A 19,373-nucleotide genomic window follows, 5' to 3' on the forward strand; every position below is an offset into this window, starting at 1 on the left:
CCGGATAAAAAGAGAAATATGTCGATCAAAGCCAGCATCTATCATCTGACGCATTACACCTATGACAAGCCGGTCCGCCTCGGCCCACAGATCATCCGGCTGAAACCTGCCTCGCATTCGAAGACACGGGTGCTCAGCCACTCGCTGAAGATCACGCCCTCCAACCATTTCGTGAACCTGCAGCAGGATCCCTACGGCAATTACCTTGCCCGCTACGTCTTTCCGGATCCGGTGACGGAGTTCAAGATCGAGGTCGATCTCGTCGCCGACATGACGGTTTATAATCCCTTCGACTTCTTCGTCGAGGAAGAGGCGACCAAGTGGCCCTTCGGATATCCGGAAACGATCCAGGAGGATCTGTCGATCTACATGACGCCGGAGCCGGCCGGCCCGCGCCTGAAGGCGCTGCTGCCGACGCTCGACTGGTCGCCCGGTCAGCGGACGGTCGATATGATCGTCGGCCTGAATGCCCGTCTGCAGCGGCAGATCGGCTATGTCATCCGCATGGAAACCGGCGTGCAGACGCCGGAGGAGACGCTGGAAAGCGCCAAAGGCTCCTGCCGCGACACCAGCTGGCTGCTCGTGCAGATCCTTCGCCATCTCGGCCTGGCCGCCCGCTTCGTTTCCGGTTATCTCATTCAGCTGACACCGGACCTGAAGGCGCTCGACGGGCCCTCCGGCACCGAAGTCGATTTCACCGACCTGCATGCCTGGGCGGAAGTCTATCTGCCCGGCGCCGGCTGGGTCGGCCTCGATCCGACCTCCGGCCTCTTGACCGGCGAAAGCCATATCCCGCTTGCCGCCACGCCGCATTACCGCAACGCCGCTCCGATCTCCGGCGGTTATTTCGGCGAGGCCGAAACCGAGTTCGCCTTCGACATGAAGGTCTCACGCGTTGCCGAACATCCGCGCATCACCAAGCCCTTCTCCGATGAAAGCTGGGACGAGCTCAACGAACTCGGCGAGAAGGTCGATCGCGTCCTCGAAGCCGAGGACGTGCATCTGACGATGGGCGGTGAGCCGACCTTCGTTTCCATCGACGACTTCCAGTCCGAGGAATGGAACACCGCCGCCGTCGGCCCGACCAAGCGCGAAAAGGCCGACAGCCTGATCCGCCGGCTGCACGAACGCTTCGCCCCCGGCGGCTTCCTGCATTACGGCCAGGGCAAATGGTATCCGGGCGAAAGCCTGCCGCGCTGGACCTTCTCGCTGTACTGGCGCCGCGACGGCAAGCCGATCTGGCAGAACCTCGATCTGGTCGCCGCCGAAGGCAAAGATACCGGTGTTGCGGCCGAGGATGCCGAAAAGCTCCTGACGGCGATCGCCAAGGAACTGGCGATCAAGCCTGACATGGTGCAGCCGGCCTATGAGGATACTGCCGACTGGATCATCAAGGAAGGCAATCTTCCCGACAATGTCGATCCCGCGAATTCGAAACTGAAAGATCCCGAGGAGCGCAACCGCATCGCTCGCGTCTTTGCCCGTGGCCTCACCGTCCCCACAGGTTACCTCCTTCCGGTTCAGGCATGGAACGCCAAGGCGGCCGAAACACGCGTCTGGATCAGCGAGAAATGGCGCACTCGCCGCGGCAAGATCTTCCTGGTTCCGGGTGACAGCCCGATCGGTTACCGCCTGCCGCTCGGCACGCTGCCCTATGTTCCCCCGGCGCGTTATCCCTATATCCACCCCGCCGATCCGACCATCCCGCGCGAACCGCTGCCCGATGTTTTCGTGCCGGCCGGTCGCGCCATGCCGGAAGCCTCCTTCCACGCCGACGAGAGCAATCGCGGCCGCATCGAACAGACGCTCGGTGAAATCGGCGGCGCCGTGCGCACCGCCATGTCGGTCGAGCCGCGCGACGGCAGGCTCTGCGTCTTCATGCCGCCGGTCGAACGCATCGAAGACTATCTCGAGCTGATTGCCGCTGCCGAAAACGCCGCCGCCGAACTCAAGCTTCCCGTCCATATCGAAGGTTATCCGCCGCCGCAGGATGAGCGCATCAACGTCATCCGCGTCGCCCCGGATCCCGGCGTCATCGAGGTCAACATCCATCCGGCATCGAACTGGAAGGAGTGCGTCGATATCACCACGGCGATCTACGAAGAGGCGCGCGCCACCCGTCTCGGCGCCGACAAGTTCATGATCGACGGCCGCCACACCGGCACCGGCGGCGGCAACCACGTCGTCGTCGGCAGCGCCAATCCGAACAATAGTCCCTTCCTGCGCCGTCCCGATCTCTTAAAGAGCGTCGTCCTCCACTGGCAGCGCCATCCCTCGCTCTCCTACCTCTTCTCCGGCATGTTCATCGGGCCGACCAGCCAGGCGCCGCGCATCGACGAGGCCCGTCACGACAGCCTCTACGAGCTGGAGATCGCCATGGCGCAGATCGCTGCCCCCGGCCGCGGCCAGCAGCCGTTGCCCTGGCTCGTCGATCGCCTGTTCCGCAACCTGTTGACCGACGTCACCGGCAACACCCATCGCGCCGAGATCTGCATCGACAAGCTGTTCTCGCCCGAGGGCCCGACCGGACGGCTCGGCCTCATCGAGTTCCGCGGCTTCGAGATGCCGCCGAATGCCCGCATGTCGCTTGCCCAGCAATTGCTGGTGCGGGCACTGATCGCCCGCTTCTGGGTCAATCCCGTCGACGGCAAATTCGTCCGCTGGGGCACGACCCTGCACGACCGTTTCATGCTGCCGCATTTCGTCTGGACCGATTTCCTCGACGTGCTGGCCGACCTTCGCGAAAACGGCTTCGACGTCAGCCCGGAATGGTTCAAGGCCCAGCTTGAATTCCGCTTCCCCTTCTGCGGCGAAGTCGAATATGAGGGCTCGAAGCTGGAACTGCGCCAGGCGCTGGAGCCCTGGCACGTCATGGGTGAGGAAGGCGCGCCGGGCGGCACCGTGCGCTACGTCGACAGCTCTGTCGAACGCCTTCAGGTGCGGCTCGAAACCAGCAATACGGCGCGCTATACCGTCACCTGCAATGGCCGCACCCTGCCGCTGACACCAACCGGCACGTCGGGCGTGTCGGTCGCCGGCGTCCGTTACAAGGCGTGGCAGCCTGCCTCCGGCCTGCATCCCGTCCTGCCGATCAACACACCTTTGACTTTTGACATTTATGATACATGGTCGAAGCGTTCGATCGGCGGCTGCATCTATCATGTTGCCCATCCGGGCGGCCGGACCTATGACACCTTCCCGGTCAACGGCAACGAGGCGGAAGCAAGGCGGCTCGCCCGCTTCGAGCCGTGGGGACATACGGCGGGCGGCTATATCCCGCGCGCCGAGACGGGTTCGCTTGAATTCCCGCTGACGCTGGATCTGCGGCGGCCCGCCGGAATTTAAGGCTGAGGTGAGGGCCGGGGGTTTAGGGCTTGGGTTTTGATGGGTAAGAGGCCGGCAGTGGAACGCAGGGGAGAGGCAGAGGACCGCATCAAGGATGCGGCCTTCGACTATGCGCCGCTTCCTGGTACCGCTGACGAGATGGTCGACAACAAAGGCGTGGTCCGCCCCGTCTGGCAGCGTTTCCTCTCGCATCTGAGCGCAATGCCGGAAAAGGATCTCGCCGAGCGCTTCGCCCGCGCCGACCGCTACCTGCGCGATGCCGGCGTCTTCTACCGCGCCTATGGCAGCAAGGGCACCGGCGAACGCGCCTGGCCGATTTCGCACATCCCCGTGCTGATCGATGAGCGCGAATGGCAGACGCTGTCGGCGGGCCTCGTCCAGCGCGCCGACCTGCTGGAGGCGATCGTTGCCGATATCTACGGCGACAACCGGCTGGTGGAGGAAGGCGTCCTGCCGCCGGCACTGATCGCCGCCAATCCCGAATTCCAGCGACCGCTCGCCGGCATCCGGCCGGGTTCCGGCCACTATCTGCATTTCTGCGCCTTCGAGATCGGCCGCGGACCTGACGGCAACTGGTGGGTGCTGGCCGACAGGACGCAGGCGCCGTCAGGCGCCGGCTTCGCGCTGGAAAGCCGCGTTGCGACGACCCGGGCCTTCTCGGATATCTACGCCGAAACGCCGGTCCACCGCCTCGCCTCCTTCTTCGGCGCCTTCCGCGACGCGCTGCAGGGCATGAAACATTCGGGCGACGACCGCATCGCCGTGCTGACGCCCGGCCCCGCCAACGAGACCTATTACGAGCACGCCTACATCGCACGCTACCTCGGCTTCATGCTGCTCGAGGGCGAGGACCTCACCGTCGTCAAGGGCCGCGTCATGGTGCGCACCGTCGCCGGCCTGAAGCCGATCGGCGTGCTCTGGCGCCGTCTCGATTCGGCCTTTGCCGACCCGCTGGAGTTGAACCAGAATTCGCATATCGGCACGCCCGGCCTCGTGGAAGCGCTGCGCGCCGAAAGCGTCACCATCGTCAATGCGCTCGGCACCGGGGTTCTCGAAACCCGGGCGCTTCTGGCCTTCATGCCGACCATCTGTCGCCGCCTGCTGGGCGAGGATCTGCACCTCCCCTCGATCGCCACCTGGTGGTGCGGCCAGAAGGAAGAGCGCGAGCACGTCGCAAAAAACATCGAGAAGATGGTGATCGGCCCGGCCTATTCCCGGGCACCCTTCTTCGACGACAACGGCGAATCCGTGCTCGGCTCGTCGCTGCGTGCGACGGCCAAGGATTCCATCACCGACTGGCTGAGTTCGGACGGCCCGAAACTGGTCGGCCAGGAAGTCGTCACGCTCTCGACCACGCCCGCCTGGGTGGACGGCAAGCTCGTGCCGCGGCCGATGTCGCTGCGCGTTTTCGCCGCCCGCACGGCAAACGGCTGGCAGATCATGCCCGGCGGTTTTGCCCGTATCGGCTCCGGCGCCGATGTCGCGGCGATCGCCATGCAGTCGGGCGGCGCGGCCGCCGACGTCTGGATCGTCAGCGACAAGCCGGTCGAACGCCACACGCTGCTGCCGGCCGAGGGCAGCTTCACCCGCAACATGCCGGGCAGCTTGCCGAGCCGGGCGGCCGACAATCTGTTCTGGCTCGGCCGTTACATCGAACGCGCCGAAGGGGCGCTGCGCATCCTGCGCGCCTGGCATGCACGTTTCGCCGAAGCCGCCGATCCAAGCCAGCCGCTGCTAGCCGATGTCTCCGAATATCTGACGGCCGTCGATATCGATACCGCCGAACCCGTGCCGGAAACGCTCCTGCGCAACATCGACAGCGCCGTTTATTCGGCAAGCAACATCCGCGACCGTTTCTCGCCGGACGGCTGGCTGGCCCTCAACGACCTCGCCAAGACCGCCCGCCGCTTTCACGTCACCGTCTCTGCCGGCGATGACGCCAGCCATGCGATGACGATCCTTCTGCGCAAGCTCGCGGGCTTCGCCGGCCTTGTGCACGAGAACATGTACCGCTTCACCGGCTGGCGCTTCCTCTCGCTCGGCCGCTATATCGAGCGCGGCCTGCACATGACGCGCCTGCTCGGCCACATGTCCGGCCCGGAAGCGCCGGACGGCGCCCTCGACATGCTGCTCGAGATCGGCGACAGCGTCATGACCCACCGCCGCCGCTACAACGTCAACACGGCGCGGCTGACGGTCACCGACCTCTTGGCGCTCGACCCCCTCAACCCGCGCTCGGTCCTCTTCCAGGTGAACGAGATCCACCACGAGGTCGAGCAGTTGCCCAATGCCCTGATCAACGGCCAGATGTCACCCTTCTACCGCGAAGCGATGCGGCTCCATTCCGGCCTGGCGGTGATGACCCCGGAGGGCATGGGTGTCGAGGTCTATCAACGGCTCGAACGCGAACTGGAACAGCTTTCCGATCTGCTCGCCCAGACCTATCTCGGGTGACATCAATGCTCTACGATCTCACTCTCCGCATGGGTTACAGCTACGACGTGCCGGCCTCCGGCGCCCGCCACGTCATGCGGCTGATGCCGCTGTCGCTGACCAACCGCCAGCGCCTGGTCGCCGGCTCGATCACCGTCTCGCCGACGCCGGATGAGCAGGCGCATTTCGTCGATTTCTTCCATCATCCCGCCACCTCCTTCATGCTGCGTGCGCCGCACGAAACACTCGACATTCGCATGCAGGCCCGCGTGCAGGTGGAAAGCCAGCCGATCGCCGCCGATTTCTCGCCGCTGCTTGCCGACCTGCCGGAGGAGATATCAGGCATCTGGTCGTTGGCACCGGATTCGCCGCACCACTTCCTTGGCGACAGCCCGCGCCTCACCCAGGCACGCGAGATCAGCGACTATGCGCGAGGCTGTGCCCTGCCGACGCTGACAGCCATGCAGATCGCCCATGCGCTCTGTGCCCGCATCAACAAGGATTTCACCTATGATCCCGATGCGACGACGGTGGACACGACACCGCTCGAGGCGTTCCGATTGAAGCGCGGCGTCTGCCAGGATTTCACCCACATCATGATCCTGGCGCTTCGAAGCCTCGGCATTCCGGCCGGCTACGTCTCCGGCTTCCTGCGCACCATCCCGCCACCCGGCAAGGAGCGGCTGGAAGGGGCCGACGCCATGCATGCCTGGGTGCGGATCTGGTGCGGCGAGACGATCGGCTGGATCGAACTCGACCCGACCAACAACATCCCCGCTGGCATGGACCACATCGTCGTCGCCTATGGCCGGGACTATTCCGACGTCGTTCCCGTCATCGGCGTGCTGAAAAGCTATGGCGGCCAGCGCGCTGTCCAGGCGGTCGACGTCATCCCGCTGAAATAATCCCAAAACTGGAAAAATCCGCCGATTCGTTAAAATTCTATTGACGCCGTAAGGCCCGCGGAAAGGAGAGACGTGCCTAATATCACCTCACAGGGTTTCCAGTTGGGTGAACATGATGAGCACCTCCTTTTTGCATCCCTGCCTGCGTCGCATGTTGAGCGACCGTGGCGGTAATTTCGGTATGATGACGGCTATCCTGCTGCCCGTCCTTTTCGGAGCAGCCGGCATGGCGATCCAGGTGGGCGATATGCTGCTCTCGAAGCAGCAGTTGCAGGAGGCCGCTGATTCGGCGGCGCTCGCGACCGCCACCGCCCTGGCGAACGGCACGATCCAAACGTCGCAGGCCGAGGCCTTTGCGCAGAATTTCGTTGCCGGGCAAATGGCGAATTACCTGCAGAGCGGCACCGATATCAAGAACACGACGAGCGTCAGTGTCCAGACGACGACATCGGGCAAGTCGACATCCTATCAGGTGACGGTTTCACCGAGTTACGACCTCACGGTCAACCCGCTGATGCAGGCGGTCGGCTTCAGCACGCAGCATCTCTCGACGTCAGGCACGACGGTCGGTGGTCACTCACAGACCCAGGGCTCGATCTCTATGTTCCTCGCACTCGATAAGTCGGGGTCGATGGGAGAGGATACCGCGACCCTCACGACGGAATCGTACACCTACAAATGCAACCCTCACCCCAACAAAAACGGTAAGACAATCTACGACACCTGCACCGGCACGCGTACGCGTTATTACACAAAGATAGAAGCGCTGAAGCTCGCCGCCGACAAACTCTTTGGTCAGCTCGATAGCGCGGATCCCAATGCCGAATATGTGCGCACAGGCGCGGTATCCTATGATATTGTTGAATACCCCGCCAGCAGCCTCGCCTGGGGAACTGCCGCTGTCACGAGCTATGTCAACGCGCTTCAGTCGGGAGGTGGCACGAATTCCAGCGGCGCAGTGAACACGGCTTACACGTCTCTCACCGCCAAGAACGCCGCGGGCAATGACGCCGAAGACGCCGCCCACCGGCAGAAGACCGGGCAAGTGCCCAAGAAGTACATCGTCTTTATGACCGACGGCGACAATAACAATGATAGCGGCGGCGGCCGTTCCTACGACACCGCGACGAAGAAGACATGCGACGACGCGAAATCTAAAGGCATCGAAATCTATACGATTGCCTTTATGGCACCCGCAGGCGGACAGGCGCTGTTGCATTATTGCGCCTCCGACGACTCCCATTATTTCCAGGCTGAAAAAATGGAAGACCTCCTTGCGGCCTTTCAGGCGATCGGTGCGAAAGCCTCCGCTCAGCTGACACGTCTGACGAACTGAGCATACCGCTACGAAAAAGGGCAAAGGAAAAGCCGCTCCGGAACAAACCGGCGCGGCTTTTCGTTATTCTCGTCCAACCCCATCTGATCGGGAAAAGCGATTGAAATCAATACCCTCAAGCCCCGTGAATATGAAGGTTTCGCAAATTTTTCGTTTGTCCAAATCCTTTGTTGCAAGTGCTTCCTAACGATGCATAAACTGTCGGAGCACAGGCGACAAATCGATTAAATCAGGCATAACATCCTGAAACCAAATTAAAATTGGCGAGATCTGACCATGAATACCGTTTCCAAGCCGGTTATCCCCTCTCCCGCTCCCCGCAGTTCAAGGCCGGAAATTCTCGCCGAAGAAATCATCGAACGCCTGACCTACCGCATCGGCAAGGACGCCAAGGTGGCAAAGCCGCATGACTGGCTGACGGCGACGATCCTGGTGGTCCGCGACCGCATCATCGATCGGTGGATGGCCTCCACCCGCGAGGTTTATGCGACCGGCGCCAAGCGCGTCTATTATCTCTCCCTCGAATTCCTGATCGGCCGCCTGATGCGCGACGCCGTCTCGAACCTCGGCCTGATGGAGGAGGTGCGCGATGCCCTCGCCTCGCTCGGCGTCGACGTCAACGTCATCGCCGGGCTGGAGCCGGATGCCGCACTCGGCAACGGCGGCCTCGGTCGTCTGGCGGCCTGTTTCATGGAAAGCATGGCAACCGTCGACGTGCCCGCCTATGGTTACGGCATCCGCTATGTCCACGGCCTGTTTCGCCAGCAGATGGCCGACGGCTGGCAGGTGGAACTGCCGGAAAACTGGCTCGCCCACGGCAATCCCTGGGAGTTCGAGCGCCGCGAAAGCTCCTATGAAATCGGCTTCGGCGGCGCCGTCGAATTCATCACCACCCATGACGACCAGCCGCGCTACGTCTGGAAACCGGCCGAGCGCGTCATCGCCGCCGCCTTCGACACGCCGGCCGTCGGCTGGCGCGGCAAGCGCGTCAACACGCTGCGCCTCTGGTCGGCGCAGCCGATCGATCCGATCCTGCTCGATGCCTTCAACGCCGGCGACCACATCGGAGCGCTGCGTGAAAGCAACAAGGCCGAAAGCCTGACCCGGGTTCTCTATCCCGCCGACGCCACCCCGGCCGGTCAGGAACTGCGCCTGCGCCAGGAATTCTTCTTCTCGTCGGCCTCGCTGCAGGACATCCTGCGCCGCCATCTGCAGCAATATGACGATTTCACCTCGCTGCCGGACAAGGTGGCAATCCAGCTGAACGACACCCATCCCGCCGTCTCGGTCGCCGAACTCATGCGCCTGCTCTGTGACGTCCACGGAATGGATTTCGACCAGGCCTGGGAAATCACCCGCCATACCTTCTCCTACACCAACCACACACTTCTGCCCGAAGCGCTGGAAAGTTGGTCGGTGCCGCTGTTCGAGCGTCTGCTGCCGCGCCACATGCAGATCATCTATGCGATCAATGCCAAGATCCTGATCGACGCGCGCAAGGGCAAGAATTTCACCGATGGGGAAATCCGCTCGATCTCGCTGATCGATGAAAGCGGCGACCGCCGCGTGCGCATGGGCAACCTCGCTTTCGTCGGCTCGCATTCGATCAACGGCGTCTCGGCCCTGCACACCGACCTGATGAAGGTCACGGTCTTTGCCGACCTGCACAAGCTCTATCCCGACCGTATCAACAACAAGACCAACGGCATCACGCCGCGCCGCTGGCTGCAGCAGTGCAATCCGGGTCTCACCAGCCTGATTCGCGAGGCGATCGGCGACGAATTCCTTGACGATGCCGAGAAGCTGACGCCGCTCGACAAGTTCGCCTCCGACCCGACCTTCCAGCAGAAGTTCGCCGCGGTGAAGCGGGCCAACAAGGTAGCGCTCTCCAATCTCGTTGCCAGCCGCATGGGCGTGAAGCTTGATCCCTCGGCGATGTTCGACATCCAGATCAAGCGCATCCACGAATACAAGCGCCAGCTGCTGAACATCATCGAGGCCGTCGCGCTCTACGACCAGATCCGCTCGCATCCGGAGTTGGATTGGGTGCCGCGTGTAAAACTCTTCGCCGGCAAGGCAGCGCCGAGTTATTACAATGCCAAGCTGATCATCAAGCTGATCAACGACGTCGCCCGCACGATCAACAACGACCCGTCGGTCCGCGGCCTCCTGAAGGTCGTCTTCGTACCGAACTACAATGTTTCGCTCGCCGAAGTCATGGTTCCGGCCGCCGACCTGTCCGAGCAGATTTCGACCGCCGGCATGGAAGCATCCGGCACCGGCAACATGAAGTTCGGCCTCAACGGCGCACTGACGATCGGCACGCTCGATGGCGCCAATGTCGAGATGCGCGACAATGTCGGCGAGGACAACATCGTCATCTTCGGCCTCAAGGCCGACGAGGTGTCGAAGGTCCGCAGTGATGGCCACAATCCCCGCGCCATCATCGAGGGGTCGCGCGAGCTCGCCCAGGCGCTCGCCGCCATCGGCTCCGGCGTCTTCTCGCCTGATGACCGCAATCGCTACACCGCACTGATCGACGGCATCTATTCGCACGACTGGTTCATGGTCGCCGCCGATTTCGACGCCTATGCCCAGGCACAGCGCGAAGTCGACCAGATCTGGACCAACCAGTCCGCCTGGTACACAAAGACGATCAACAATACGGCGCGGATGGGCTGGTTTTCTTCCGACCGTACGATCAGGCAATATGCAGACGAAATCTGGAGAGCCGGATGAAAACGCCGAAAACCGTCCCTGAAGTAAAGCTTTCCTGGGAAATTTCGGCAGATGAAATCGCGGCGATCCTTGCCGGCTCGCATTCCAATCCCTTTGCCGTCCTCGGTGTGCACCAGGCCGGCGACGTTTTCGTCGCCCGGTGTTTCATCCCGGGCGCCGAGGAAGTGACCGCCATGACGCTCGATGGCAGCGTCATCGGCGAGTTGAAACAGCTCCATGCCGACGGCGTCTTCGCCGGCCCGGTTTCCCTGACCAAGCTCCAGCCGGTGCGCTATCGCGCCCGGCGCGGCGATGCCGAATGGGCTGTCACCGATCCTTACAGTTTCGGTCCGGTGCTCGGGCCGATGGACGATTATTTCGCCCGCCAGGGCTCGCACCTGCGGCTGTTCGACAAGATGGGCGCCCATCTCATCAAGCATGATGGCGCCCAGGGTATCCATTTCGCCGTCTGGGCCCCGAATGCGCAGCGCGTCTCGGTCGTCGGCGATTTCAACAATTGGGACGGCCGCCGCCACGTGATGCGCTTCCGCGCCGATAGCGGCATCTGGGAAATCTTCGCCCCGGATGTGCCGATCGGCGTTGGCTACAAGTTCGAGATCCGCGGCCAGGATGGCGTATTGCTGCCCCTGAAAGCCGACCCCTTCGCGCGGCGCAGCGAACTCCGGCCGAAGACCGCCTCCATCACCGCCGCCGAACTGGTGCAGGAGTGGGAAGACGAAGCCCACCTCAAGCACTGGCGCGAAACCGACAAGCGCCGCCAGCCGATCTCGATCTACGAGGTGCATGCCGCCTCCTGGCAGCGCCGGCAGGACGGCACGATGCTGTCCTGGGACGAGCTCGCCTCCAGCCTCATCCCCTATTGCGCCGATATGGGCTTCACCCATATCGAGTTCCTGCCGATCACCGAGCACCCCTACGACCCCTCCTGGGGTTACCAGACGACCGGCCTCTACGCGCCGACCGCTCGTTTCGGCGAACCGGAAGGTTTCGCCCGTTTCGTCAACGGCTGCCACAAGGTCGGCATCGGCGTCATTCTCGACTGGGTGCCGGCGCATTTCCCGACCGACGAACACGGCCTCGGCTGGTTCGACGGTACCGCACTCTACGAGCACGAAGACCCGCGCAAGGGCTTCCATCCCGACTGGAGCACGGCGATCTACAATTTCGGCCGCACCGAGGTCGTTTCCTATCTCGTCAACAATGCGCTTTACTGGGCCGAAAAATTCCATCTCGACGGCCTGCGCGTCGATGCCGTCGCCTCGATGCTCTATCTCGATTATTCGCGCAAACACGGCGAATGGATCCCCAACGAATATGGTGGCAACGAGAACCTCGAAGCGGTCCGCTTTCTGCAGGATCTCAACATCCGCATCTACGGCCAGCATTCCAACGTCATGACCATCGCCGAGGAATCGACCTCCTGGCCGAAGGTCTCGCAGCCCGTTCATGAAGGCGGCCTGGGCTTCGGCTTCAAGTGGAACATGGGCTTCATGCATGACACGCTGAGCTACATGAGCCGCGATCCCATCTACCGCGGGCACCATCACAACGAGCTGACCTTCGGCCTGCTCTACGCCTATTCGGAAAATTTCGTCCTGCCGCTCTCGCATGACGAGGTCGTCCATGGAAAAGGTTCGCTGATCGCCAAGATGCCGGGCGACGACTGGCAGAAATTCGCCAATCTGCGCGCCTACTACGCCTATATGTGGGGCTATCCCGGCAAGAAGCTCTTGTTCATGGGCCAGGAATTCGCCCAGTGGAGCGAGTGGAGCGAGGAGAAGTCGCTCGACTGGAACCTGCTTCAGTATCGTATGCACGAGGGCATGCGGCGCCTGGTGCGCGACCTCAATTTCACCTATCGCAGCAAGCCGGCTCTGCATGAGCGTGACTGCGAAGGCGAAGGCTTCGAATGGCTGGTCGCCGACGACCATCAGAATTCCGTCTTTGCCTGGCTGCGCAAGGCGCCGGGCCAGAAGCCGGTCGCCGTCATCACCAATTTCACCCCTGTCTACCGCGAGAACTACTCGATCCGCCTGCCGTCCGCAGGCCGCTGGCGGGAAATCCTGAACACCGATGCCGACATCTACGGCGGCAGCGGCAAGGGCAATGGCGGGCGCGTGCAGGCCGTCGATGCCGGCGGCAACATCACCTGCTCGATCACCTTGCCGCCCTTGGCGACAATCATGCTTGAACCTGAAAATTAGTGACTGGTGGGAGGAGAAAATGGTAGAAAAACGCGTTCAGCCACTTGCCCGCGATGCAATGGCTTATGTTCTGGCGGGCGGTAGGGGAAGCCGTCTCAAGGAACTCACCGACCGGCGTGCCAAGCCGGCCGTCTATTTCGGCGGCAAGGCTCGCATCATCGATTTCGCCCTGTCGAACGCCCTGAATTCCGGTATCCGCCGCATCGGCGTCGCCACGCAATACAAGGCGCATTCGCTGATCCGCCACATGCAGCGTGGCTGGAACTTCTTCCGCCCCGAGCGCAACGAGAGCTTCGACATCCTGCCCGCCAGCCAGCGCGTCTCCGAGACGCAATGGTACGAGGGCACCGCCGACGCCGTCTATCAGAACATCGACATCATCCAGGATTACGGCGTCGAATACATGGTCGTGCTTGCCGGCGACCACGTCTACAAGATGGACTATGAATGGATGCTGCAGCAGCACGTCGATTCCGGCGCCGACGTCACCATCGGCTGCCTGGAAGTGCCGCGCATGGAAGCGACCGGCTTCGGTGTCATGCATGTCAACGCGAAGGACGAGATCATCGCCTTCGTCGAGAAGCCGGCCGATCCGCCGCCCATTCCCGACAAGCCGGATTTCGCCCTCGCCTCGATGGGCATCTACGTCTTCCACACCAAGTTCCTGCTCGATGCGCTGCGCCGCGACGCCGCCGATCCGAACTCGAGCCGCGACTTCGGCAAGGACATCATCCCCTATATCGTCAAGAACGGTAAGGCGGTCGCCCACCGCTTCGCCAAGTCCTGCGTCCGGTCCGATTTCGAGCACGAGCCTTACTGGCGCGACGTCGGCACGATCGACGCCTATTGGCAGGCCAATATCGACCTGACGGCGATCGTTCCGGAGCTCGACATCTACGACAAGTCCTGGCCGATCTGGACCTATGCCGAGATCACCCCGCCGGCGAAATTCGTCCATGACGACGAGGATCGCCGCGGCTCGGCCACCTCCTCCGTCGTATCGGGCGACTGCATCATCTCCGGCGCCAGCCTGAACAACAGCCTGCTCTTCACCGGTGTCAGGGCCAACTCCTTCTCCAAGATGGAAGGCGCCGTCATCCTGCCGAACGTAAAGATCGGACGGCGCGCGCAGCTCAAGAATGTGGTGATCGACCATGGTGTCGTCATTCCGGAAGGCTTGGTTGTCGGCGAGGATCCCGAGCTCGACGCCAAGCGTTTCCGGCGGACGGAAAGCGGCATCTGCCTGATCACGCAACCGATGATCGACAAGCTGGATATCTGACTTATGAAAGTTCTTTCGGTTTCGTCCGAAGTCTTCCCTTTGATCAAGACAGGGGGCCTGGCCGATGTGTCAGGCGCCCTGCCGATTACTCTCAAAGCCTTCGGGGTCGAGACCAAGACCCTTCTGCCCGGCTATCCCGCCGTCATGAAGGTCATTCGCAACCCGGTCGCCAGGCTCGAATTCGCCGACCTGCTCGGCGAGCGGGCGACGGTGCTCGAGGTTGAGCACGAAGGCCTCGATCTGCTCATCCTCGATGCGCCGGCCTATTACGACAGGCCGGGCGGCCCCTATCTCGATCCGCTCGGCAAGGACTATCCGGACAACTGGCGCCGGTTTGCCGCTCTGTCGCTTGCCGCCTCCGAGATTGCCGCCGGCCTGATGCCCGGGTGGCGGCCGGATCTCGTCCACACCCACGACTGGCAGGCGGCGCTGACGTCGGTCTATATGCGCTATTACCCGACGCCGGAACTGCCGAGCGTGCTGACCATCCACAATATCGCCTTCCAGGGCCAGTTCGGTTCCGAGATCTTTCCCGGCCTGCGCCTGCCCGCCCATGCCTTTGCCACCGAAAGCATCGAATATTACGGCACTGTCGGCTTCCTCAAGGGCGGCCTCAAGACCGCTCATGCGATCACGACGGTCAGCCCGACCTATGCCGATGAGATCCTGACCTCGGAATTCGGCATGGGGCTCGAGGGCGTCATCGCCAGCCGCATCGACAATCTGCACGGCATCGTCAACGGCATCGACACCGATGTCTGGAACCCGGCGACCGATCCCGTCGTCCACACCCATTACGGCCCGACGACGCTCAAGAACCGCGAGGAGAACCGTCGCTCGATCGCCGAATTCTTCCATCTCGACAATGACGACGCCCCGATCTTCTGCGTCATCAGCCGTCTCACTTGGCAGAAGGGCATGGATATCGTCGCCAACGTCGCCGATGAGATCGTCGCCATGGGCGGCAAGCTCGTCGTGCTCGGCTCCGGTGAAGCGGCGCTTGAAGGCGCGCTGCTCGCCTCCGCCAGCCGCCATCCCGGCCGCATCGGCGTCTCGATCGGTTATAACGAGCCGATGTCGCACCTGATGCAGGCCGGCTGCGATGCGATCATCATCCCCTCGCGCTTCGAACCCTGCGGCCTGACCCAGCTTTACGGGCTGCGTTACGGCTGCGTGCCGATCGTCGCCCGCACCGGCGGATTGAATGACACGGTGATCGACGCCAATCACGCCGCACTTGCAGCGAAAGTCGCAACCGGCATACAATTTGCCCCCGTGACAGAAACAGGCATGCTACAGGCAATCCGCCGTGCGATGCATTTTTACCAGGACCGAAAACTCTGGACCCAATTGCAAAAGCAGGGCATGAAATCGGATGTCTCCTGGGAGAAGAGCGCCGAACGCTACGCTGCCCTCTATTCAAGCCTCGTCTCGAAAGGCATGTGACCTAAAATGATCAAGTCCGTACCCACCACGCCCTATCTGGACCAGAAACCCGGCACGTCGGGCCTGCGCAAGAAGGTTCCAGTCTTCCAGCAACCGAATTATGCGGAGAACTTCATCCAGTCGATCTTCGATTCGCTGGAAGGCTATCAGGGCAAGTGCCTCGTCATCGGCGGCGACGGACGCTACTACAATCGCGAAGTCATCCAGAAGGCCGTCAAGATGGCCGCTGCCAATGGCTTCGGCAAGGTCATGGTCGGCAAGGGCGGCATCCTGTCGACGCCGGCCGCCTCCCACATCATCCGCAAATACAAGGCTTTCGGCGGCATCATCCTCTCCGCCAGCCACAATCCCGGCGGCCCGACCGAAGACTTCGGCATCAAATACAACATCAACAATGGCGGCCCGGCGCCGGAAAAGATCACCGACGCGATCTATGCGCGTTCCAAGACGATCGACAGCTACAAGATCGCCGATTTCGCCGACGTCAATCTCGACCGCATCGGCAAGGACGAGCTTCCCGGCGGCACGATCCTCTCGGTCATCGACCCGGTCGAGGACTATGCCGCACTGATGGAAGAACTGTTCGATTTCGGCGCCATCCGCAACCTGATCAGCCTCGGCTTCCGCATTGCCTTCGATGGGATGAGCGCCGTCACCGGCCCCTATGCCAAGGAAATCTTCGAAAATCGTCTCGGCGCTCCCTCGGGCTCCGTGCGCAACTTCATGCCGCTGCCGGATTTCGGCGGCCATCATCCCGACCCGAACCCGGTTCACTGCAAGGAACTCTTCGACGAGATGATGGGCGATGATGCGCCCGATTTCGGCGCCGCTTCCGACGGCGACGGCGACCGCAATCTGATCATCGGCCGCGGCATCTTCGTCACGCCGTCCGACAGCCTGGCGATCCTTGCCGCCAACGCCAATCTCGCCCCCGGCTATTCCGGCGGCCTCGCCGGCATCGCCCGCTCGATGCCGACATCGGGTGCTGCCGACCGCGTCGCCGAAAAGCGCGGCATCGGTATGTACGAGACGCCAACCGGCTGGAAATTCTTCGGCAACCTGCTCGATGCCGGCATGGCGACGATCTGCGGTGAGGAAAGCTCCGGTACCGGCTCCAATCATGTCCGCGAAAAGGATGGCCTCTGGGCCGTGCTGCTGTGGCTGAATATTCTTGCCGTGCGCGGCGAGAGTGTCGCCGATATCGTCACCCAGCACTGGCAGACCTACGGCCGCAACTATTATTCGCGCCATGACTATGAAGGCCTCGACACCGATGCGGCAAACGGCTTGGTCGACAATCTCCGCAGCCAGCTTTCCACCCTGGCCGGCAAGAGCTTCGGCAGCCTGAAGGTCGAGAAGGCAGACGACTTCGCCTATCACGATCCGATCGACAAATCGGTCAGCGAACATCAGGGTATCCGCGTGCTCTTCGAGGGCGGCTCCCGCGTCGTCTTCCGCCTGTCCGGCACTGGCACGTCTGGCGCAACCTTGCGTGTCTATATCGAGCGTTACGAGCCGGATTCGACTCGCCACAACATCGAAACGCAGGAAGCGCTCGCCGATCTGATCGCGGCCGCCGAAAGCATTGCCAGCATTCGGGAACGCACGGGACGCGACGCGCCAACCGTGATCACCTGATCCGGGGGGAACATGCGGGGAAGCAGTGCGGCGCAAGCCGGCGCGATCGTTTTCGAGACCGGCGTCGAATTTGCGGTGTGGTCGCGTGATGCCGCACAGATCGAGCTCTGCCTCTTCGAGGATGACGGCAACAGGGAATTCGCGCGCCTGCCGATGGCGCGCGACAGCAATCACATCCATCGTCTCTTTGTCGACGGGCTGAAGGCCGGCGCGCGCTATGGTTATCGCGCCGATGGCATCTACGCGCCCGATAACGGTCTCTGGTATGACCCCTCCAAACTGTTGATCGATCCCTATGCCAAGGAGATCGACAGGCCGTTCCGCTACGATCCCCGTCTCGGCATCTATGGCGAAGACAGCCAGGATCTGATGCCGAAGGCGATCGTCACTGCCGATATACCCGCCTTGGTCAGCAAGCCGCTCTTCAATCCGGGCGGCTTTATCTATGAGGTGGCGGTGCGGCCCTTCACCATTCTCCATCCCGACGTGCCGGAGGCAGAGCGCGGCACGGTTGCAGCCCTTGCTCATCCCTCCGTCATCGCACACCTGAAGCGGATCGGTGTCGACGCCGTCGAACTGATGCCGATCACCGCCTGGATCGACGAGCGCCACCTGCCGCCGCTCGGCCTCACCAACGGCTGGGGATACAATCCCGTCGCCTTCATGGCGCTCGATCCGCGGCTTGTCCCCGGCGGCATGACGGAGCTGCGCGAGACGGTCGCGGCCCTCCATGCCGAAGGCATCGCCGTCATCCTCGACCTCGTCTTCAACCATACCGGCGAGAGCGACCGTTACGGCGCGACGCTGTCGCTGCGCGGCCTCGACAATCTGCATTATTATCGCCACGCCCAGAATTGGCCGGGCGAGCTCATCAACGACACAGGCACTGGCAACACGCTTGCCTGCGATCATCCCGAGGTCCGCCGCCTCGTCATCGACAGCCTGCGCCATTTCGTGCTCAACGCTGGCGTCGACGGTTTTCGCTTCGATCTCGCCCCCGTGCTCGGCCGCACCGCAACGGGCTTCGAGCGCGACGGCGGAACGCTTGCCGCGATCCTCGCCGACGATGTGCTTGCCGACCGGATCATGATCGCCGAACCTTGGGATATCGGCCCGGGCGGCTATCAGCTCGGCAATTTCCCGGCGTCCTTCCTGGAATGGAACGACCGGGTCCGCGACGACCTGCGCTGTTACTGGCGCGGCGACGATTGGAAGACCGGCGCGCTGGCAACCGCACTCGCCGGCTCCTCCGACATCTTCTCCCGCAACGACGGCAGGCAAACGCGCAGCGTCAACTTCCTCGCCGCCCATGACGGCTTCACGCTGATCGATCTCGTCTCCTACGCCGGAAAGCATAACGATGCCAACGGCGAACACAATCGCGACGGCCACAACGAAAACCACTCCTGGAACAACGGCGTCGAGGGGGAAACCCTCTATCCCACCATCCGCAAGCGTCGCCGTGACGACGTGATGGCGCTGCTATCAACCCTCTTTGCCACCCGCGGCAGCATTATGCTGACGGCAGGCGACGAGGGCGGCCGCAGCCAGCACGGCAACAACAACGCCTATTGCCAGGACAACGAGATCACCTGGCTGGACTGGAACGCGTTGGACGGGAATCTCATCGCCCACACCGCCTTCGTTGCGGAACTGCGCCGCCGCTTCACCGTCTTCTCCGAAACGGGTTTCCTGTCAGGAAATGGCGACGTCGAATGGATTTCGCTCTCCGGCGAGCCGATGACCGTTGCCGAATGGGAGACGCCGTCGCTTTCCACCCTCGGCATGCTTCTGTCGACCGAGGACCGCTCCGCCGGCGGCAGGCAGACCCGGCTTGCCGTGCTTTTCAACCGCTCGGGGAGCCGCCAATTTTTCACGCTCCCTTCCCGGGGCGAACCGGGCTGGCGCCAGTTGACGCCTGAAGGAGCGCAGAAAGCCGGCAAGAGTGCAGCCGTCGAGCCGCGCTCCGTCGCCTTTTTCGTAGAAAATTGACCGCCTGCCTTCGCTTGCGCAAATCCTTGTCGCAATCGTCACAAATGCGCGAT

At 62.6% G+C, this 19,373-nt stretch carries 10 protein-coding genes; all 10 read left to right on the forward strand.

The window, feature by feature from the left end:
- Positions 1–18: 18 nt before the first annotated feature.
- The 10 genes from FHT75_RS20490 (at position 19) to glgX (ending at position 19,320) form a co-directional block, all read left to right on the forward strand.
- Entirely contained in the window at positions 19–3,345 is a 3,327-nt protein-coding gene (locus FHT75_RS20490) for a DUF2126 domain-containing protein (protein ID WP_183845182.1), read from the forward strand.
- A gap of 39 nt (positions 3,346–3,384) precedes the next feature.
- Positions 3,385–5,799 (forward strand): circularly permuted type 2 ATP-grasp protein, encoded by a 2,415-nt coding sequence (locus FHT75_RS20495; protein WP_047616384.1) that lies wholly within the window; start codon positions 3,385–3,387, stop codon positions 5,797–5,799.
- Between the two features lie 5 nt (positions 5,800–5,804).
- The gene (locus tag FHT75_RS20500; RefSeq protein WP_063475322.1) at positions 5,805–6,683 is read left to right on the forward strand and encodes a transglutaminase domain-containing protein; all 879 of its coding nucleotides are present in this window, start codon (positions 5,805–5,807) and stop codon (positions 6,681–6,683) included.
- A 115-nt stretch (positions 6,684–6,798) separates the two neighbouring features.
- Positions 6,799–8,019 (forward strand): TadE/TadG family type IV pilus assembly protein, encoded by a 1,221-nt coding sequence (locus tag FHT75_RS20505; protein WP_063475321.1) that lies wholly within the window; start codon positions 6,799–6,801, stop codon positions 8,017–8,019.
- 276 nt (positions 8,020–8,295) lie between these two features.
- Positions 8,296–10,758, forward strand: coding sequence for a glycogen/starch/alpha-glucan phosphorylase (locus tag FHT75_RS20510; protein WP_063475320.1), 2,463 nt, complete (start codon positions 8,296–8,298; stop codon positions 10,756–10,758).
- Positions 10,755–12,962, forward strand: coding sequence for a 1,4-alpha-glucan branching protein GlgB (glgB, locus tag FHT75_RS20515; RefSeq protein ID WP_063475319.1), 2,208 nt, complete (start codon positions 10,755–10,757; stop codon positions 12,960–12,962). Before FHT75_RS20510 ends, glgB begins: the two co-directional genes overlap by 4 nt.
- Before the next feature lie 19 nt (positions 12,963–12,981).
- Entirely contained in the window at positions 12,982–14,244 is a 1,263-nt protein-coding gene (glgC, locus tag FHT75_RS20520; RefSeq protein WP_028756864.1) for a glucose-1-phosphate adenylyltransferase, read from the forward strand.
- Positions 14,245–14,247: 3 nt separating this feature from the next.
- On the forward strand, positions 14,248–15,690 hold the full coding sequence (gene glgA, locus FHT75_RS20525) for a glycogen synthase GlgA (RefSeq protein ID WP_063475318.1): 1,443 nt from the start codon (positions 14,248–14,250) through the stop codon (positions 15,688–15,690).
- A gap of 6 nt (positions 15,691–15,696) precedes the next feature.
- Positions 15,697–17,328 (forward strand): alpha-D-glucose phosphate-specific phosphoglucomutase, encoded by a 1,632-nt coding sequence (locus FHT75_RS20530; RefSeq protein ID WP_028756866.1) that lies wholly within the window; start codon positions 15,697–15,699, stop codon positions 17,326–17,328.
- A 12-nt stretch (positions 17,329–17,340) separates the two neighbouring features.
- Complete coding sequence (glgX, locus tag FHT75_RS20535) at positions 17,341–19,320, forward strand: glycogen debranching protein GlgX (RefSeq protein ID WP_063475317.1); 1,980 nt, start codon at positions 17,341–17,343, stop codon at positions 19,318–19,320.
- Positions 19,321–19,373: the final 53 nt, after the last annotated feature.

The sequence above is a fragment of the Rhizobium sp. BK112 genome (assembly GCF_014193215.1).
GTDB classification, from domain to species: Bacteria; Pseudomonadota; Alphaproteobacteria; order Rhizobiales; family Rhizobiaceae; genus Rhizobium; species Rhizobium anhuiense.